Genomic DNA, 19,109 nt, shown 5'->3' on the forward strand with positions numbered 1-19,109 from the left:
CGTCGGTCTCAGCTCGCAAGCAGGTCGTTGATGCGGAGCAGGAACACCGCGTGATAGGCCTCGTCGAGGGTCGGATAGAGCTTGTCGTCGACGAGGCGGGGCGGATGGCCGGCGCGGCCGGACAAGGCCATCACGCGATAGCTGCAGGAACGCAGCGGGCCGACCCTGAGGACGGCGTATTTGTCCGGCATCTCCTCGCGGCGGAAATAGTTCAGCAGACGATCGAGCGCGTCGGAGTGCTGGCCGAGCGGTTTGGCCCGGTGTTCCGCGATCAGGTCCGGCGTGATCGACGATTTCAGCGCGTCGCGCAGCCGCCTGTCGAACAGGCGCCGGTAGATCAACTGCTTGTCGGCAATTTCGGTGGCTTCCTCGGGCATGACCTCGCCCCCTTTCTCCGTCCGCGCAGCGCGTCGCTCGCTCTTCTTGCGATTCCTGAAGGCCTGGAATTGGGCCTTGATGCCGGTCAGTCCCTCGCGGGCCGTCAGCGCGACGATGATCATGACGGCGGTGACGATGATGATGCGCAAGGGTCCGAGGCCGATCAGGCCCTTGTCGATCAGCACCACGATCGCGGTGCCGAGCACGGCGCCCTCGGAACGGCCGAGGCCGCCGATCACGATCATCGCGAACAGCAAAAGAAGCTGATCGAGCGAAAACACCGCCAGTGAGATCGAGCGATAGAACATCGCATAGAACGCCCCGATGACGCCGAGCGCGCTCGAAGCGAGCACGAACACGAGCCAGCGCGCCCGGCGGTAGTCGATGCCGACGGCCTCCGCGAAGGCTTCGTCCTCGCGCGCGGTCTGCAGCAGCAGGCCAAGCCGCTCGGTGTTGACAAGCCGAAATACCAGAAGTGCACAGAGCAGGAGGACGAATGCGCCGGCGAAGCCCAGGAGTAATCCGGGTCGCTGCAGATGCCAGGCGGAGGGAATGAAGGAGTCGACCCCGTTGATGCTGCTGTTCGACGGTGCAAGGGCCTTGATCTGCGAAATCGAGACCCGGCAGATCTCGGCGATCCCGAGCGTCAGCAGCGCGTAATAGAGGCCGTCGAGCCGCGTCGAGGGCAGGGCGAGCAGCAGCCCGAAGATCAAGCCCACGGCAGCTCCGATCGGCATCATCAACGGCCAGGGCAGGCCGAGATAGACGTTGGCCGCGGCGGCGGCATAGGCGCTCAGGCCGACGACCGCCATGGTCGCGAGCGAGAAGATGCCGGCCGCCCCCACGATCAACGTCCAGATCACGTTGATGGCGGCGAAGATGCAGAAGATCGCAGCGATGTTGACGAACTGATCGGATAGGAAAGGAACGGCGATCAGCAGGCCGCCGAGCCCCAACGTCCACCACAGCGGCCGTTTGTCGACGAGCCGCCGCTCGCGGCGCAGCGATTTCGGATTGTAGCGTCCGCGCCAAGCCAGCCAGTGCCGCCGGCTGAACGGCGGCCGCCAGCGATGCCATAGCTGGTCGCCATCCGGCTTCAGCGTGACCTCGTCCGACCGGCGGCCGACCTTGACGTACGAGGCTGCAGGTTTGTCCGTCTTCATCATTCCCGCGTCTCGTCCAGCAGGCCGCCGAGACCCCGGGGGCGAATGAGAAGAACCAGAACGATGAAGGCGAACTGCACCACCAGAACGTAGCGCTGGCCGAGAAAGGGAATGATCCCGGTGATGGCCTCGAGAAAGCCGATCAGGATCGCGCCGAGCACGGCGCCGGGGACCGAGCCGAGACCGCCGAGGAGGGCAATGGTCAGCCCCTTGATCAGCGGCGTCGTGCCGGCACTCGGGTTCACGAAGATGCTCTGCGACAGCAGCACGGCGGCAAGGCCCGCGAGCGATCCGGTCAACATCATGACCGGAAGCGCCGTCCAGCGGTTGGATATGCCGCACAAGGCCGCGCCCTCGGAGTTCTGCATCACGGCACGAATTTCCAGGCCCCTGCGGCTGATCCGCAGCCACAACAGCACCAGGGCGAGGAGCACGATCGTCGTCACGATGGTGATGGCCTGATCCAGGCGCATCGACGTGCCGAGCAGGTTGAAGCGGCCGACGCCGAAGATGCGCGGCAGCGCCTTCTGCTGCGGCCCGAACGCGAACAATAAGGCCTGAACGGCCGCAAGATTGATGGACAGCGTGACGATGAGGCTGCGGACCGCGAAGTTCGGCTTGTCATGGATCGGCAGGAAGGCCACGAGATAGACGAAGATGCCGAACAGCGCGCCTGCGATCATCCCCGCCATGACGGTAAGGACCGCAAGCAGAACCATTCCGTCAGCGCCTGTGCTCCAGCTTCGAATGGCCGGCGCGATCGCGTCGGCCGCGAAATAGGCGGCGTAGCCGGCCACTGCGAAGGTCGCGCCATAGGCCATGTTGACCATGCCGATGCTCGACCAGACCAGCGAGATGCCGATCGCCATCAGGGCATAGATGGCGGCGAGATAGAGCGCATAAATGACGAGGGTGGCGTCCATCATGCGAGCCCTACATGCCCGACCTCGCCGCGCAGGCGGCCGGCGTGCATTCCCATCATGCGGCTCACGGCGCCGGAGAGCAGCGCGACGTTCTGCTCGGTGATGACCATGGCCTTGCCCTCGAGCGGGATGTTGACGAGCGCCTCGATCACCCGCTTGGAGACCTTGGGCGCAAGGCCGAGGGTCGGCTCGTCGATGAGGTAGAGCTTGGCGTCGGACATCAGCGCACGTCCGATAGAGACCATCCGGCGTTCGCCGCCGGAGAGCTTGCCGACCAGGGCACCCTGAAGCTCATCCAATTGCGGAAACAGCTGATAGACGCTTTGGCGGCGGCGGGCGCGGTCTCGCCAGGCCGTCTTGGCGTGGGCGCCGCAATCCAGATGCTCCCGCACTGTCAGCCCAGGAAAGATCGCATCGCCCTGCGGTGTCATGGCGATGCCGAGCCTGACGATCCCTGGGGTATAGCGGCCCTCACCGAGCGAGCGGGTGCCACCGATCTCCTTGCCGTCGAACAGGATCGATCCGCGCTGCCAGCCGACGAGTTGCATGATGGCGCGGAACAGCGTGGTCTTGCCATGGCCATTCAGGCCGACGATCGCGAGCCGCTCGCCCGGCGCAATCGCGAAATCGATGTCGTGAAGCACGCGCAGCGGCCCGTAGCCGGCGGACAGGCCGCGAACGGTGAGGAGCGCACTGCTCATGCGGCGCCTCCGAAATACGCCGCCTGGACCCGATCGTCGCGAAAGACGTCTTCGGGCGCGCCCTCCGCGATCATGGCGCCAAGATCCAGCACGTAGACCCGGTCGGCGATGGCTCCGAGCAATTCGAGCCGATGCTCGATGAGGATGATGGCGAGATGATATTCGTCGGCGAATTTGCGCAGCAGCAGATCGAGCTCCGCGATCTCGGTGTTGATCAGCCCGGAGGCCGGCTCGTCCATCAACAACACACGTGGCCGGCGCATCATGAGGCAGGCCAGCAGGAGCTTGCGCCGATCGAACGTATCGAGCGAGCCGGCCGGCCGGTCCCAGCTGGCTTCCAGCCGCACGAGGCGCGCGGCCCATTCGGCGTCATGCGCCGACATCATCGGCGCATAGGCCTTGCGAGCGGCGCGCAAGGTCTGGCCGATGGTCAGTGCATTGGGAACGACGGGGCTCTGATAGGTGCGGGCGACGCCGAGCCGGGCCCGGCGAAAGATGTCGAGGCGATCGAGCCGCAGCTCGTCGAGAAAGACCGATCCGTGTTGCGGATGGTAGCGCCCGGACAGGACCTCGAACAGGGATGTCTTGCCCGCGCCGTTCGGGCCGATCAGGCCGAGCACCTCGCCGCGCTTCACGTGGAGGGACACGTCGCTCAAGATCCGCCGGCCTCCCAGCGACAGCATGACGCCCTCGCATCCGAAGCACGCGCCAGCTGGCAGCATGGTCGGTGATCCGCGTGCGTTGCGTTCAGAACCAGGGAGCAGGCTTGATCTTGACCTCCGCCAGTTCGGCCGGCGCGATGATCTTATGCTGACCGTCCTGCACCTGCAGCAGCAGATGGCTGATACCCGCCTTCACATCCTCTGTCTGCCAGGGATGACAGGGCGGCGCCTGTTCAGCGTTGTCGAACGTATAGGTGCCGCAGACGCCCTCGTAACGGAGCTTGCGGATCGCTGAGCCGACCGTGTCGAAATTCGACGGATCGGTCTTCTCCCACACGGTCGCGAGCAATTTGACGGTGTCGTAGCCGCTGCCCGTATAGACGATGCCCATATTGTCGCCGTAGCGCTTGATGTACTTGCTGCGGAAATCCTTGCCCTTGCCGTCGGCATGGGTGCCGATCACGGTCCCCCAGATCATGCCTTCGGCGCTGCCGGCGGCGAGCTTGAGAAACTCCGGCTGGCTCGGGCCGTATTGCAGATAGACCAGCGAGCCCTTCACCGGATCGGCCGCGAACTGCTGGGCGAAGGCTGCCAGCTCCGCCGCGACCCAATGGTCGATGAACATGACGCCCGCATCGGAATCGTGCAGCGCACGTAGTACCGGCGACCAGTCCTGAACCGGGAACTGGATGTCGGTGACGGGACCCAGCACCCATTCGCCGCCGGATTCGGCGATGGCTTTTTGCACCGACTTGGAGATCACCTGGGTGTAGGAGATCTGCTCCTGCACGATATGGATATTGTTGTTCTTCGGCTTCCATCCAGCGGCCGTGAGCTGTTTCAGATAGCGCACGAAGCCGTAGCCGTACCAGGTCTCGGCGGGATCGATCTGGAAGATATTCTTGTATTTAGCGGGATTTGACTTCACGAGCTCGAGCGAGGCGATCGAGGTGTTGCCGTGCAGATAGGGGGTCCCAGACGCCGCGGCGGCATCCATCGCTGGCTGCGGAATGAGCACGAAGGCGGAGGCGATGGCGTGGACGCGCTTGCCCGTCAGGGTCTGCATCGCCGACACCGTGCCTTCCGGTGTCATGATGTCGATGTCGGTGACTTCCGCGCGCAGCTTGCGCCCGGCGACACCGCCGGCTGCATTGATCTCATCGATCGCCAGCGTGACCCCGTTGAGCCAGTCCTTCTGGTCGCCGACCCCGACGGGGGATGATTGGGCGGTAGGCACCCCGATCAAAATATCATCCGCAGCCGCGGCACGGCCGGCCAGCGATCCGGTCAGAGCGGATGCTGCCATTCCTCCGAGCAGTGTTCTGCGTGCGATCTGCATGTGCGGTGTCCTGTCCTGACCTGCGTTCGATCATCAGCGATCGTCACGGTACGGCGACGGAAGGGACCCCGGTATGATGCAGATGCATTAGGGCAGGGCGAATGGCTCGCGGTTCAGCCGGCGGCCGCGGAATGGATCAGTTTGAGCAGCGCGGCCTTGTTGCGGGCGCCGAGCTTGGTCAGCACCGCCTGGGTATGATTGCGCACCGTTGCCGGCGAGATGCCGAGATGTCGGGCGATTTCCTTATGCGTCAGGCCATCGGCGATATGGGCGACGACCTGCCGCTCGCGCAATGTGAGATTGTCACAAGGGTCCTTGCCGAGCAGGCGGACATAATAGAGGTGCGGGTCCGCCAGCTGAGATGCGAGCTGGATTTCGAAGCGGACTTTCTCGATCGACACGATCTGCCGCGACGAATGCCGCGGCGGCCCGGCCGGCAGACGGTCTCCCTTCCAGCCAGGCCAGACATCGCGCAGGGCGCGAAGCGTTTCCGGTGAAGCGGCCAGCACACGGCCGCTCTCATTGACCAGAAGATGCTTCCCGTCTGGCCCACCCAGCGCCTTGCGCTCGACGGCCAATTCCACATGGTCCAGTGCCGCGCGCAAAAATCTGAGCTCGCCCTCGGCGAGCGTTCGTGCTGAGCGGCCGCTCCGGTAGCAAGACATAAACAGCATCACGGGCAGTCGCTTGTTGTCGACCACGATGGTCGAAAACTTGTCGATGTTGTACCTGTCGGACAGCGCGACCATGCCTTCGGTGTGGCGCGTCCCCTGGCGACTATAGGTCGGGTATGCGCAACCGGTCTCGATGAAGTCACGGGCAAGCAGATCTTCGTGCTTGATGTCGGACCAGAATTTCACGAAGTCGGGCGGCAGGTTGCGCGAGACCGAGCCGCACATCTCGATGGCGTCGTAACTGAGGTCGGCCCAGCCCCCCCAATTGGCGTCGCACGCCGTTGTGGCACCGAGGCTGTCGATGCTCCAATGCAGGAGATCGACGGGATCAAGCACCTGACTGCGCTCGTACAGCTCGAGAACGAACGCGCTGAAGGTCCTAAGATCGGCTCGAGCTTCCATATCGGGGTCTCAGACCGGACGGGTGATCTCGCGAGGATCATGCAAATGCCATGCAAATTGAACCAGCCTTTTTGCGGGCTGCCAAGGCCTCTGATGCGGGCCGGCGCTGAAAACCGATGCTGCATCCGCTAACACGTAACAGTGTCATATCAGAGCAGCGCGATAGCTCCGGAAATTGCCCAGTCGCTCCAGGGCTGCATTCAGGTGGACTTATTTGCTCTGAGAAGAACCGGTCATGTCCAAATAGCTGTCCGTATCGGGGCTGCAGCTCGGCCTCGTAGCCTTGAGCTGCTCTATATTTTTTGGCGCTACTTTGCCTTTACAGCCGGATGAAGATCGGAGCGGACGTTCGCGAGTGGCGGCTTCATGACCTGCGCAGGCGCCGGACGATGGCGGTGAAACGTGTCCATGCGACGTTCAGCAGCAAGCCAAATGCATCGAGGCGCTGCGGCTCGATGGTCTCCGCCGAACTGAACGTGCCGTTGATGTGCCGTTCGCAGTTCTGCGCGAATGTCGTCGTGAGGCGTGACGCCAGATCGCGCACCACCCCATCACGCGCGATCTGCGCCAGCGGGCCGGTGAGGCTGTATCCGATCGTAAGCTCGACGCGGGTGGCCCGTCCGCCGTCGAGCGGAAGCATGCGCCAATCGATCTGTCCGGAGGTCGAGGTGCGGCTCCTCCGGTCACGTCCTGTGCCCACGAGGCGGCCTGACAGATCCGATGCGTTGCGCTCGATCCTGGCAGAACCCAGGAATGCGGCCGACAGCGGACCGATGGCGACCCTGATCTCTCCGTCGATCCGATCCGGAGCCGGGATGTCGGTGATGGCAGCACCGGGAAAGCATGCAGCCAGCGTCTTCGGCTGACCGAACAGTGCAAAGACCTGTTCGGGCGCGGCGCTCACCGTGAATGCCGCATCGAAGCTCCTGGCGGGCGCGACCTCCAGGGCATCGAGCAGACCGGAGGCAACACTGCGGGAGAGCTTGACCTCCGTCACCCCGGGCCGCGCCGGTGAGATGGCGGCCGCGCCCGGTAGCGATCCCACCGGGCCGAGCAAAGTCCGCCCGGCACCGGTCACGGCCGCGATGCCTCGCTGCCGTCGTGCCGAGATCACCGCGCTGATCGCTCGCACGATCCCTGCATAGCCGGTGCAGCGGCAGAGATTGCCGCTCAAGCCGACGCGGATGGCTTGCTCGTCGGCATGATCGAGGCGCATCACGAGGTCGCGCGCCGACATGATCATGCCGGGCGTGCAGTAGCCGCATTGCAGCGCGTGCTCGCGCGTGAAGGCGTCGCGCAGTTCGGCTGCGATCTCGTCCTCGTCGAGGCCTTCGATCGTGGTGACCGCGGCCCCATCGCAGGCCACGGCAAGCGTGATGCAGGAGCGCGCCGGGGCGCCGTCGAGCAGCAAGGTGCAGGCGCCGCAGACGCCATGCTCGCAGCCGAGGTGCGTACCGGTGAGGTCGAGCTGATCACGCAGCACATCGGCAAGATGGGTGCGGGGTTCGATTGTGGCCTCGGCCGCACGGCCGTTGACGCTGAGCTGGATCGTCATCATGCGGTGGCCTCCGCAACCGCCCGCGCGAGCACGCTGACATGGATGTGGCGCGCGGCCGGATCGCTCGCGCCCGCCTGCATGAGCAGGCGGTTGGCGAGGTCGCGATCGAATTGCCGCCGGAGATCGGTGATTGCGCCGCCGAACAGCGAGGAGTCGTCGATAACGATCGGCGTCGTGTCGATGGCGCCGATGACGACACGGCTGCGCGTCTTTTCGGGCTCGATCAGCGCGGCGGCCATCGCATGGGCGAATTCACCGGGCTTGCGACAGGCCTTGGCGTAGCCGAAGCGCGCAGTGGGCGACAGCGAGGGGACGCGGATCGCCGTGACCAGCTCGCCGGGACGCAGCGCCGTCTGCAGCACGCCCTGGATGAACTCTGCGACCGCGACTTTACGTTGGCCGTTAGCGCTCGTCAGCTGCACGCTCGCACCAAGAGCGACGAGCGTAGTGACCCAGTCGGCCGCCGGATCGGCATGGCTGAGAGAGCCTCCGATCGTGCCGCGGTTGCGCACGGCGCGATAGGCGATCCCGCGGGCGATCCGCGGCAACACGCCATGAGTAACGTCGGGAATTCGTCCGTCCTCGATATCAGCGTGTGTGACGCAGGCGCCGATCATGAGGGCATCGCCATCGCGCTCGACGGAGCGAAGCTCGGCAAGGCCGGCGATATCGACGATACGCGGCGGCTGCACCAGACGGAGATTGAGCATCGGGCCGAGCGACTGTCCGCCGGCCATGATCCTAGCTTCGCTATCGACGTCTGCGAGCAGGGCGAGCGCGTCGCTCACGCTGCGGGGGCGCTCATAGGCGAAGGAGGCGGCCTTCACGGCGTGCTCGCCTGTTTCGCGGCCAGCACCGCCGCGACGATGCGGCGCGGCGACAGCGGCGATTGCATCAGCTCCGCGCCGAGCGGCCGCAGCGCGTCGTTGACGGCATTGGCTATCGCGGCCGGCGGCGCGATCGCGCCGCCTTCGCCGATGCCCTTGACGCCGAACATCGTGTAGGGCGACGGTGTCTCCATGTGGATCATGCGCGGCGCGGGGACTTCGGTCGGACCAGGCAGCAGATAGTCGGCCAGCGTCGTCGCCAGCGGCTGCGCGGCGTCGTCGAACGGCATCTCCTCGTACAATGCGGTGCCGATGCCCTGCGCCAGGCCGCCGAGGATCTGGCCGTCGACGATCATCGGATTGACGAGGACACCGCCGTCCTCGACGACGACGTAGTCGAGGAGCTCGACCTCGCCGAGATCCGGATCGACGGCGACCGTCACGGCATGTGCCGCGTAGGAGAACGTGCCGCTGTCGCGCACCGGCTTGTAGCCGCTGGTGACTTCGAGGCCGGAAGGATCGACATCGTTGGGAAGATCCTGCGGCCGGCGGTACCAGGTGTGGGCGATCTCGACGAGGCCTATGCTGCCGTTGGGCCCGCAGGCGCGGCCGTCGCGCCATGTGACCGCCTCGGGCGCGAGCTGCAGCAGCTTGGCGCCGATCCGGGTGGCGCGTGCGACGAGCTGTTCGCAGGCGGTACCCACGGCGCCGCCGGCCATCACCATCGAGCGCGAGCCCCAGGTGCCGGTGGAGTAGGGCGTCATCGCGGTGTCGCCGAGGATGACGCGGATCTTGTCGGGATCGACGCCGAGGATCTCATGCGCGACCTGCGTGAGCGTCGTCTCGAGCCCCTGGCCGTGGGAGTGCACGCCGACGCGCAGCTCGAGACCGCCGTCGGGCGTCAGGCGCGCTGTGGCCTGCTCATGGCCGGGCACCATCGGGATGCCCCAGCCGGCATAGACCGAGGTGCCATGCGCGGCCTGCTCGCAATAGATCGAGACGCCGGTGCCGATCAGCCGGCCGTCCGGCTCGCCGCGCCGCTGGCGCGCCCGCACGCCGGGGACATCGATCGCCGCCAGCGCGCGCTGCAGCGCGCCCGGATAGTCGCCGCTGTCGAAATGCTTGTTGGTGATGTTGTCGAACGGCATGTCCTGCGGCTGCACCAGATTGCGCAAGCGCACCTCGCCGGGCTCGAGCCCGGCCTCGACCGCGACGGCATCGAGCAGTAGCTCCAGCGCGAAGCAGACGCCGGTGCGGGCGACGCCGCGATAGGGCAGGATCGGGCATTTGTTGGTCGCGACGGAATAGGTGCGGCAGCGATAGGCCGGCATCCGATACGGTCCCGGCAGGATGCTCGCGATCTGCGCCGCTTCGAGGCAGGCGGAGAACGGGTAGGACGAGTAGGCACCGGAATCGACGATTGCCTCGCAGTCGATGCCGCGCAGGCGGCCGTCGCGGTCGGCGTAGACCGTGATGTGATAGGCGTGCTCGCGGCAATTCGCGCTCGCGCTCAGATGCTCGCGCCGGTCCTCGATCCAGCGCACCGTCATGCCCTTGGTCAAGGCGAGCCAGCTCAGGCAGACCTCCTCGGGCAACAGGATGCCCTTGTGGCCAAAGCCGCCGCCGATATCCGGCGCGATGATGCGGATGCGGCCCTGTTCGATGCCGAGGCAGTCGGACAGGCCGTTGCGCACGATGTGCGGCATCTGCGATCCGGTGTGCAGCGTGAGCTGATCGAGCCGGTGATCGTAGGCCGCGACGACGCCGCGGCCCTCCAGCGGCGCCATGCATTGGCGCGCGGTCGTGATCTCGCGCGTCACCTTGATCGGCGCGTCCAGCGCGGCCGAGATGTGGACCTCGAAATTGGTTTCCAGGAAGACGTTGTCGCCCCAATGCTCGTGCACCAGCGCGCTGCCGGCCGCGCGCGCCAGCCGCATGTCGTGCACTGCCGGCAACGGCTCCAGGTCGAGCTCGACGGAAGCGGCGATGTCCTCGGCTTCGGCACGGCTGCGCGCGACGCACATCGCCACGAGCTCGCCGACGTGGCGCACCTTGCCCACAGCCAGCACCGGCTGCTCGGAGACCTTGAAGCCGGGCAGGCCGGAGACGGCGCGGATCGGCTTGATGCCGGTGAGGTCGTCGGCCGTGAACACGACGTCGCGATATTCCGCGGGAATGTAGATCGCCCTGATCTGGGCATGCGCCACCGGGCTGCGCACGAAGGCCACGTCCTTCAATCCCGGCAGTCTGATGTCGGCGACGTATTGACCGCGGCCGCGCAGAAAACGATCGTCTTCCTTGCGCGGCAAGCACGCGCCGACGCCGCGCGGTGCGCGATCATCCGAGACGGTCGGAGCCGTGTCGGTCACGTCAGGCCGCGACCGCTGCGGGCAGGATCGGCGCCGTCGCGTCGTGACGGACTCCGGCGCGCAGGCAGAACACCGGCTGCAGCAGCTTCTCGGCGATCACCTCGGTCTTCTCGTTGTCGCGCAGGACGAACCGGCCCTGCTGCTCGCGGAGTACGCTGACATCGGCGGCCATGTCGGGCCGCAGCGCGCCGATCTGGTCGGACAGGCCGAGCATCGCGGCGGGATTGGACGTGACCATCGGTACGACCTGCTCCAAGGTCAGACCGAGCGCGACCAGTGAGCTCATCGCCTGCACCAGGCTGAACTTGGCATGGCCGGCGAACGGATGGCTCTCGTCGTCGGCAGGCTCGTCCGGCGTGCCCGCGGGCGCCGGCACATGTGTGTTGTAGCCGTGGATGTCGGCGCCGAGCGTATGCGGCACGATGCCGGCGTCGATCGCCTTGCGCGCCAGCCGGTAGGAGAAGTGACTGCCGTGACCGACGTCGACCTTGAGCCCGCGATCGAGCGCGGCCTGGATGACTGGATGCACCTCGCCCCTGGTGTTGACGAAGCCGCCGGGATGGCGCGTGAACGGATGCGCCAGCACGTCGCCCGGACGCAGCAGCGGAATGACGCGCTCCAAGATCGTGTCGACATCCTCGCCGTTGGTGCCGCTCGCGGGCAGGCCCCAGAGCTGTCCGAAATGGACGTAGACCGGAAGCTCGGCGCGGCGGCCGATCTCGGCCGCCATCTCGATGACGCGGATGCCCCAGCGCGCAAAACCGCCGATCTCGGCATGCGCCTTGATGCCGCGCACGAGGTCGCGGTTGGCGACTGCCGATTTTACCGTGGCGTCGATGTCGACGCAGTCGGGACGATAGAGATCGGGGTAGTAGTGGCCTTCGAGGCCTCCGACCAGATAGGCCGACAGGAACGCATAGACGCGCGATTGCGCGCGCTCGGCGACGAAATGCCGGAAGCCGGGCAGCGTCATGCATGACGGGCCGCCCTGGTCGATCAGACTGGTGACGCCTGAGTGCACGCCGACCATATCAGCGTTCATGCCGAAGCGGCCGGTGACGTACTGATACACATGGGCGTGGGTGTCGATCAGCCCCGGCAACACGAGCTGGCCGGTGACGTCGACGACGTCCTTGGCGCCCGATGGCAGGATATCGGACTGGACAGCTGCGATGCGGCCGTCGCGGATGGCGACGTCTCTCAAGCCGTCGATGCCGGAGGCGGGGTCGATGACGCGGCCGCCGCGCAACAGCAGGTCGAACGAGGCGCTCACGGACATGCAAGCTCTCCTTATCCGGGTTGTTTGTCCCGGTCAAAGCTGTCCTCGACGAGCCGGCGCGGATGATGCGCCGACCAATTTACGAAGCATGCTTCGCATTACATCAAGATCCGTGCCATAGACAGCTTCAAATTGATGCAGCGTGACCAGCGCTTATGCGGGAGCCGATCGATGGCCGGAAGGAGCAAGACGAATGCAGATGTGTCGTGGCCCCTAGAGGAACGTCCAGGCTATCTGATCAGGCGGCTGCACCAGATCCATGTCGCGTTGTTCCAGGAGAAATGCGCCGCCTATGAGATCACGCCATTGCAGTACAGCCTGTTGACGGCGCTGGCGAAAAGGGGAACGGCGGATCAAACGGCGCTGGCCCAGGACATCGCCCTCGACCGGACCACCACGACCGGAGCGTTGAAGCGGCTGCAGGCGCGCGGCTTCGTCGACCGCAGCGTCGGACCGCACGATCGGCGCTCGCGGACCTGTTGTTTGACCCGGTCCGGCGCGGCATTGCTGCGCAAGATCGAGCGTCCCGCGCGGGCGGCGCATCTCGCGACGATCGCGGATCTGACCAGGGCCGATCAGAAGCGGTTCATCGCCATGATGCAGGCGATCGTCGAGGCGCAGGGACAGAGGCTCGACGCGACGCGATCGCCGGACTGACTGCAACGCGCTCCGATTAGATAATGGGCACGGTGCTGCCCGAAAAGCAGCGCATCGCCGGAGTACGGTATCGGGGCGAGCTGTCCGTTCCCGCAACTACGAAGCATGCTCCGCATTCCGCGCTACGGCGTTTCGCCACAAAAGGCACTTGCGACTGCGCAATTTCGTCGGAGATCGCCGCGACGGCGGGGGCGCAGACGCTGCGCTGCGCCTAGCCCCACGAGCTCTGGCATGTCCCTTGCTGACAACTTCCATAAGAGCTGCGCGCAAAGCCGCGGCGAAATCAATCCGGGGCGGCGACATCGATGTCGCAGTGCATGGAGTGAGCGATGCGATGTCTGCCGCGGCGCGAGCCGCCGATCATTGCTCTGTCCAACGGGGTCCGTTGGACGTGGTGTGCCGCGCGTGACGGAAGAAGAGCGCCGTGATGTCGGAGCATGCTGATGCCATCGCGACGCGCTTTGGAGACGGCGGGCCTGATGGCGGCGACATCCAGGCGAATGAATTTCTCCGCGGCGTGCTGGCGCGCAAGACGGTCCGCCGCTACACCGACCGGATGCCGGAAGAGGGGCTGCTCGACCTGCTCGTCGCCTGCGCGTTGAGCGCCTCGGCCAAGTCGGACTTCCAGCAGGCCTCGGTGATGCGGCTGTGCGATGCCGAAAAGCGAGCCGCGATCGGCAAGCTGTTTCCGAGCATGCCCTGGATCGGCGCGTCACCGGTCTTCTTCGTGTTTCTCGGCGATGCCCGCCGTCTGCAGCGGATCGGTGAGTTGCGCGGCAAGCCGGTCAAGAACGGCACCCTCGAAGGCTTTTTCAATGCCTCGGTCGATGCGGCGCTGGCGCTGCAGACAATGATATTGTGCGCGGATTCAGTGGGTCTCGGAACCTGTCCGATCAGTGTGATCCGCAACGAGATCGACACCGTCGCCAAGGTGCTGGAACTGCCGGATATGGTGTTCCCCGTCGCCGGGCTGTGCCTCGGCTATCCCGCGGCCGAGGGCCATGTCAGCCTGCGGCTGCCGCGCAACATCACCACGCATCTCGACCGCTATGGCGACGATTCGCTGCCTGCAGCGCTCGACGATTACGACCGGCGGCGTCATGCCCGGCACGCCATTCCGAAAGACCAGCAGCGCGGCATTGCCGAGTTTGGCGAGGCCGAGTTCTACGGCTGGTCGGAGGACAAGGCGCGTCAGGCGGCCAAGGCGGAGGGCGCAGCGTTCCCGCCCTATCTTCGCGCCCACGGCTTCAGCTTCGACTGATCAGTTCATATGAGGAGATGCGAGATGACCACGCCTTCGTTTTTCCGCTTTCAGGCGCCGTCGCGGCGAATCGCGCTGGCCCTGCTGGCCGCTGCGCTGACCTTGCCGGCTACGTTCAATGCCAACGCCGGCAGCATGGACGAGATCAAGAAGCGTGGCCTGATCGTCGCTACCGAGGACGATTTCCGCCCCTTCGAGTTCGTCAAGGACGGCAAGCCGACCGGCTTCGACAACGAGATGATCGAGGATCTGCGCAAATACGCGCCGTTCGAGATCAAGCAGCAGATCCTGCCCTGGACCGGCATCCTGGCCGGCGTCTCCACCGGCAAATACGATGTCGCCATCACCGCGGCGATCATCACCAAGGAGCGCAAGAAGTCGCTCGACTTCACCAGCCCGATCGCCGACGCGACGCACTATTACGTCAAGCGCAAGGACGACAAGAGCATCAACGCCATCAAGGATCTCAGCGGCAAGACCGTCGGCGTCCAGGCGGGCAGTGCGCTGCTCGGCCGTCTGCCCGAGCTGAAGGACATGCTGGAGAAAGAGGGCGGCAAGCTCGGCAAGGTGGTCGAGTACACCTCGTATCCAGAGGCTTATCAGGATCTCGCGCTCGGCCGCGTCGACTACGTCGTCAACACCATCATCAACATCAAGGCGCTGGTCGCCGAGAAGCCGAACGTGTTCGCGGTCGGCCAGCCCGTCTCCGGCAAGTCGTATCCGGCCTGGGCGGTCGCCAAGGGGAACACCGAGCTGGTGGAGTTCCTGAACGGCTTCATTGCCAAGCAGAAGGAGAGCGGCCGCTTCGCCGAGTTGCAGAAGAAGTGGTTCGGCGAGGCGTTCCCGGATCTGCCGGTAACGTTCGAGCCGGAATTCTGACGCCGCGATCGAGGTGCAGTTGATGTGCGGGTGGCGATCGCTGCGCGCTGGTTTGTTTGCCCGTGAGGTGTGGCCGGCCGTGCTGCGCCGGCGGCACGCTGCCAGGGCTGGACGGCGATGAGTGCGGCCGACGTGCTCGCCATACTGCAGGGCGCCGTCGTGACGGTGACGCTGTCCTTCGTCGGAATCCTGATCGGCCTGCCGATCGGGCTTGGCTTGGCGCTGCTGCGCTGGGCCAACGTTCCGTTCGTTGCCCGCGTCGTCGCCGTCTATGTCTCGGTGCTGCGCGCGACGCCGCTCGTGACCTTGCTGCTGCTGTTGTTCTTCGCGCTGCCCAATGTCGGTATCGCGATCGGTCCGGTGTCGGCAGCGATCCTGGCGCTGGTCATGAACACCTCTGCGTTTAATTGCGAGGTCTGGCGCGCCGCGCTGATGAACTTCCCGAAGGAGCAATACGAGGCTGCGCAATCCGTCGGCATGCATGCGAGCCTGCGTTTCCGCCGCATCGTGCTGCCGCAGATCGTACGGGTCAGTCTCCCCGGGCTCGTCAACGAGATGTCGCTGCTGATCAAGGTCACGCCGGTGCTGGCGGTGGTCGGCGTCGTCGACATCACCCGCGCGGCGGTGCGGATCGGCGCCGAGACCTATGAGCCGCTGCCGCCGTTCCTGGTGGCGATCGCGATGTATGCGCCGATCGTGTTCGCGCTGGTCTCCCTGCAGCGCTTCATCGAGCGGCGCCAGCTCGCAGCCGAGGCGGCATGATCAAGGATTTCGCTATCGTCTGGAGCGAACGGGACCTGCTGCTGAGCGGGCTCGGCAACACCACGATCCTCTCGGCGCTGTCCGCGATCGCCGGCGTCGTGATCGCCTTCGTGCTGACGCCGGCGCTGATGTCGAAGCGGCGCTGGCTGGCGCTCACGGTGCGGGTGTTCGTCGACGGCATGCGCTGCGTGCCGTTCCTGCTGTTCGCCTATATCGTCTATTACGGCCTGCCGTCGTTCGGCATCCGGCTCGACAATTGGAGCTCGGGACTGGTGGCGCTGACCGTCTATCACGCCGCCTATCTCGCCGAGATCCTGCGCGGTGCGTGGGCGGCGCAGCCGCGCGAGCCGATCGAGGCCGGCGTCGCCATCGGCTTCTCGGGACCGCGTCTGTTCCGGCGCATCATCCTCCCGCCGCTGCTGCTCGCTGCCGGTCCCGTGATCGGCAACCAGATGATCCAGATCGTCAAGGACAGCGCCTTCCTCACCATCATCGCATTGCCCGAGCTGACGCATGCCGCAAGCTCGATCCAGTCGCGTCACTACGTGCCGTTCGCCGCCTTCATCACCGCCGTGTTCCTCTATTGGGGCCTTTGCCTGGTGATCGAGGCGGGGGTCAGCGGCATCGACCGGCTGGCCGCGGCGCGGCGCTGAGGGAGGTGGAATGACCGACGACATGCCCGTACTCGACGTCGCCGGCATCTCCAAGCGCTTCGGCGACCTCGAGGTGCTCTCCGACATCAGCTTCACGGTGACGCGCGGCGAGACGGTCTGCGTCCTCGGCCCGTCCGGCTCCGGCAAGTCGACGCTGCTTCGCTGCATCAACTGGCTGGAGCGGCCGGATGCCGGACAGATCTATCTCAATGGCGACCGCATCGGCGTCAACAATGGCGGCGTCGTCATGTCCGATCGCGAGCTGTCGCGGGTCCGCACCCGCATCGGCATGGTGTTCCAGCATTTCGCGCTCTGGCCGCATCTCACGGTCCTGCAGAATCTGATCGAGGCGCCGGTGCAAGTGCAGAAGCGCCCGATGGCAGAGGTGCGCGAAGAGGCGATGGCGCTGCTCGCCAAGGTAGGGCTGTCCGACAAGGCCGACGTGTTCCCGGCGCGGCTGTCGGGCGGACAGAAGCAGCGCGTCGGCATTGCGCGCGCGCTGGCGATGAAGCCGGATGTGCTGCTGTTCGACGAGCCGACCAGCGCGCTCGATCCGGAACTGGTCGGCGAGGTGCTGCTGGTGATGCGCGAGCTCGCTCGCGAGGGCCGCACCATGGTGATCGTGACCCACGAGATGGGCTTTGCGCGCGACGCCGCCACGCGCATCCTGTTCATGGATCGCGGCCGCGTCGTCGAGACCGGGCCGCCGGAGCGCTTCTTCGTCAGCCCGGACACCGAGCGCGCGCGCCAGTTCATCCAGCGCTACGCCGCGGGATAGCTAATAAAGCAGCGAGGACACGCCATGGATCCGATCTATCATCTGCTTCCCGACGCGCCGAAGCCGGTCACGCCCTATAGCCATGCGGTGCAGGCCGGTCCGTTCCTGTTCGTCACCGGCCAGCTCGCGACCGACCCCGATAACGACGCGCTGCCGCTTCCCGACGGGATCGAGGCGCAGACCCGCAAGGTGATGGACAACCTCGCGCGCGTGCTCAAGGGCTGCGGCATGAGCTTTGCGAACGTCGTGTTCGCCCGCATCTACCTGACCGATTTCAAGCGCGACTACGCGCCGATGAACGCGATCTTCTCCAGTCATTTCGACGACGCGCACCGGCCGGGCCGGACCACGATCGGCGTCTGCGATCTGGCGCGCGGCGGCATTGTCGAGATCGACCTGGTGGCCTACAAGCCCTGAGGGAGAGTGCAATGGAGCCAATCGAAATTCCCGCGCGGCGCGGCAAGGCGGCGTTCGTGGCGGCCGGCCAGGTCGTCACCGTGATCAACACCCATGGCGAACAGGTGGTCGACACCTGGGCGTTCAATCGCGCCGACCTCTCCGAGTTCATGTCGAACGAGCATACAAGGGCGCATTCGCTGCATCTGGTGCCGCGGCCGGGCGACGTGCTCCGCACCAACTTGCGCCGGCCGATCCTGACCTTGATCGAGGACACCTCGGGCGGCATTCACGACACCCTGATCGCCGCCTGCGATCGCTATCGCTACTCGTTTCTCGGGCACGAGGGCCATCACGACAACTGCACCGACAATCTGTTCGCCGGCATGGCCGAACTCGGCCTGACGCCTCCGGAGGTGCCGAGCCCACTCAATCTGTTCATGAACATTCCGTGGGACGCCGAGGGCACGCTCGGCTTCGCCGCGCCGCCGCGTCCCGTGCCCGGCGGCCATGTGCGCTTGCGCGCGGAAATGGATCTGGTGATCGCATTCTCCGCCTGTCCGCAGGACATCCTGCCGATCAACGGCAAGGCCGGGAAGCCGGTCGAAGCGCATTTCTCGGTCACCGAGGCATGACGGGACAAAGCAAGGCGGAGCGGGCCGCCGCCAACCGCCGCCGCTATGAGGAGCTGCGTGCGGCTGGGCAGGAGCTGAAGCAGTTGCCTGCGCCGACGGCGCTCGACGGTGCGCCGATCGCGACGGATGCCATCATCCAGACCGAGCAGGTGCCGCCCGGCTGGCACACGACGGTGCGGCTGTCGCGCGGCGAGGCCCTGCGCATCATCGATGATCTCGGGCGCTCGAGCGTGTCGCTGCTGGCGTGGCGCAGCGAAGATCCGAGCGAGCGCCTCAACTGCGCCGACACCGTGAAGGTGCAATGGAGCGCGGCAATATCGAAGGGCCGCATGATCCTGTCGGACATGGGCCGGGTGCTGCTGTCGGTGTTCGAGGATACGTCCGGCGCGCATGATCTTCTCGTCGGCGGCTCGACCGCCGACTCGACCCTTTCAGCGTATGGCGAGGTGACGCGCAATACGCAGGCGAACTTCATCTCGGCTGCCGCCAAGATCGGGCTCGGCCTGCGCGACGTCCCGCCCTGCGTGACCTTCTTTGCTCCCGTGACAACGGACACGACGGGACGCTTCGTCTGGCACGCCGCGCGCAAGCGCGCCGGCGATTTCGTCGATTTGCGCGCCGAGATGAACCTGATCGTCGCGGTCTCCAACTGTGCCCATCCCCTCGACCCGGCGCGGCCGGCGGCGACGGCCCCGGTCACGCTGATCCGCCATCGGCTGCCGCCGCCCGCAGCCGACGACGTCTGCCGCACGGCGTCGCCGGAAGCGCTGCGCGCCTACGCCTTCACCGATCAGCTGTTCGCGTGAGGAGGTG

The 19,109-nt window shown here is 65.9% G+C and carries 19 protein-coding genes; 9 read left to right on the forward strand and 10 right to left on the reverse strand.

Annotated features, from left to right (window positions below):
• Positions 1-8 precede the first annotated feature (8 nt).
• The 10 genes from QXZ94_RS06920 to QXZ94_RS06965 all read right to left on the reverse strand — a co-directional run bounded on the left by QXZ94_RS06920 (position 9) and on the right by QXZ94_RS06965 (position 12,275).
• Positions 9-1,544: a branched-chain amino acid ABC transporter permease gene (locus QXZ94_RS06920; protein WP_315719788.1), complete on the reverse strand. Its 1,536-nt coding sequence runs from the start codon at positions 1,542-1,544 to the stop codon at positions 9-11.
• Positions 1,541-2,467, reverse strand: coding sequence for a branched-chain amino acid ABC transporter permease (locus QXZ94_RS06925; RefSeq protein WP_315719789.1), 927 nt, complete (start codon positions 2,465-2,467; stop codon positions 1,541-1,543). Before QXZ94_RS06925 ends, QXZ94_RS06920 begins: the two co-directional genes overlap by 4 nt.
• Complete coding sequence (locus QXZ94_RS06930) at positions 2,464-3,165, reverse strand: ABC transporter ATP-binding protein (protein WP_315719790.1); 702 nt, start codon at positions 3,163-3,165, stop codon at positions 2,464-2,466. The genes QXZ94_RS06925 and QXZ94_RS06930 overlap by 4 nt, the downstream gene beginning before the upstream one ends.
• Positions 3,162-3,812, reverse strand: coding sequence for an ABC transporter ATP-binding protein (locus QXZ94_RS06935; RefSeq protein WP_315726134.1), 651 nt, complete (start codon positions 3,810-3,812; stop codon positions 3,162-3,164). Before QXZ94_RS06935 ends, QXZ94_RS06930 begins: the two co-directional genes overlap by 4 nt.
• A gap of 100 nt (positions 3,813-3,912) precedes the next feature.
• Positions 3,913-5,166: an ABC transporter substrate-binding protein gene (locus QXZ94_RS06940; protein ID WP_315719791.1), complete on the reverse strand. Its 1,254-nt coding sequence runs from the start codon at positions 5,164-5,166 to the stop codon at positions 3,913-3,915.
• Between the two features lie 113 nt (positions 5,167-5,279).
• Positions 5,280-6,242, reverse strand: a complete 963-nt coding sequence (locus QXZ94_RS06945) for a helix-turn-helix transcriptional regulator (protein ID WP_315719792.1) — start codon at positions 6,240-6,242, stop codon at positions 5,280-5,282.
• A gap of 364 nt (positions 6,243-6,606) precedes the next feature.
• On the reverse strand, positions 6,607-7,800 hold the full coding sequence (locus tag QXZ94_RS06950) for a xanthine dehydrogenase family Fe-S subunit (protein WP_315719793.1): 1,194 nt from the start codon (positions 7,798-7,800) through the stop codon (positions 6,607-6,609).
• Complete coding sequence (locus QXZ94_RS06955; RefSeq protein WP_315719794.1) at positions 7,797-8,627, reverse strand: FAD binding domain-containing protein; 831 nt, start codon at positions 8,625-8,627, stop codon at positions 7,797-7,799. The genes QXZ94_RS06950 and QXZ94_RS06955 overlap by 4 nt, the downstream gene beginning before the upstream one ends.
• A complete protein-coding gene (locus tag QXZ94_RS06960) occupies positions 8,624-10,996 on the reverse strand; it encodes a xanthine dehydrogenase family protein molybdopterin-binding subunit (RefSeq protein WP_315719795.1) in 2,373 nt (790 codons plus the stop codon). Before QXZ94_RS06960 ends, QXZ94_RS06955 begins: the two co-directional genes overlap by 4 nt.
• A gap of 1 nt (position 10,997) precedes the next feature.
• Entirely contained in the window at positions 10,998-12,275 is a 1,278-nt protein-coding gene (locus QXZ94_RS06965) for an amidohydrolase/deacetylase family metallohydrolase (protein ID WP_315719796.1), read from the reverse strand.
• Positions 12,276-12,476: 201 nt separating this feature from the next.
• On the opposite strand from QXZ94_RS06965, the gene QXZ94_RS06970 reads away from it, so the two are divergent.
• The 9 genes from QXZ94_RS06970 (at position 12,477) to QXZ94_RS07010 (ending at position 19,102) form a co-directional block, all read left to right on the forward strand.
• Positions 12,477-12,932 carry a MarR family winged helix-turn-helix transcriptional regulator gene (locus QXZ94_RS06970; RefSeq protein WP_409998735.1) on the forward strand — a complete coding sequence of 152 codons (456 nt, stop codon included), beginning with the start codon at positions 12,477-12,479 and terminating at the stop codon, positions 12,930-12,932.
• Between the two features lie 427 nt (positions 12,933-13,359).
• Positions 13,360-14,193, forward strand: a complete 834-nt coding sequence (locus QXZ94_RS06975) for a nitroreductase family protein (RefSeq protein WP_315719798.1) — start codon at positions 13,360-13,362, stop codon at positions 14,191-14,193.
• Positions 14,194-14,217: 24 nt separating this feature from the next.
• Positions 14,218-15,072 carry a transporter substrate-binding domain-containing protein gene (locus tag QXZ94_RS06980; RefSeq protein ID WP_315719799.1) on the forward strand — a complete coding sequence of 285 codons (855 nt, stop codon included), beginning with the start codon at positions 14,218-14,220 and terminating at the stop codon, positions 15,070-15,072.
• Between the two features lie 117 nt (positions 15,073-15,189).
• A complete protein-coding gene (locus QXZ94_RS06985) occupies positions 15,190-15,834 on the forward strand; it encodes an amino acid ABC transporter permease (protein ID WP_315719800.1) in 645 nt (214 codons plus the stop codon).
• Complete coding sequence (locus QXZ94_RS06990; RefSeq protein WP_315719801.1) at positions 15,831-16,487, forward strand: amino acid ABC transporter permease; 657 nt, start codon at positions 15,831-15,833, stop codon at positions 16,485-16,487. Before QXZ94_RS06985 ends, QXZ94_RS06990 begins: the two co-directional genes overlap by 4 nt.
• Positions 16,488-16,497: 10 nt before the next feature.
• The gene (locus tag QXZ94_RS06995; RefSeq protein WP_315719802.1) at positions 16,498-17,265 is read left to right on the forward strand and encodes an amino acid ABC transporter ATP-binding protein; all 768 of its coding nucleotides are present in this window, start codon (positions 16,498-16,500) and stop codon (positions 17,263-17,265) included.
• A 24-nt stretch (positions 17,266-17,289) separates the two neighbouring features.
• Positions 17,290-17,682 (forward strand): RidA family protein, encoded by a 393-nt coding sequence (locus tag QXZ94_RS07000; RefSeq protein ID WP_315719803.1) that lies wholly within the window; start codon positions 17,290-17,292, stop codon positions 17,680-17,682.
• 11 nt (positions 17,683-17,693) lie between these two features.
• Positions 17,694-18,296: an urea carboxylase-associated family protein gene (locus tag QXZ94_RS07005; RefSeq protein ID WP_315719804.1), complete on the forward strand. Its 603-nt coding sequence runs from the start codon at positions 17,694-17,696 to the stop codon at positions 18,294-18,296.
• Positions 18,293-19,102 carry an urea amidolyase associated protein UAAP1 gene (locus QXZ94_RS07010; protein WP_315719805.1) on the forward strand — a complete coding sequence of 270 codons (810 nt, stop codon included), beginning with the start codon at positions 18,293-18,295 and terminating at the stop codon, positions 19,100-19,102. Before QXZ94_RS07005 ends, QXZ94_RS07010 begins: the two co-directional genes overlap by 4 nt.
• Positions 19,103-19,109 lie beyond the last annotated feature (7 nt).

The sequence above is a fragment of the Bradyrhizobium sp. SZCCHNS2022 genome (genome assembly GCF_032377575.1).
GTDB lineage: Bacteria > Pseudomonadota > Alphaproteobacteria > Rhizobiales > Xanthobacteraceae > Bradyrhizobium > Bradyrhizobium aeschynomenes.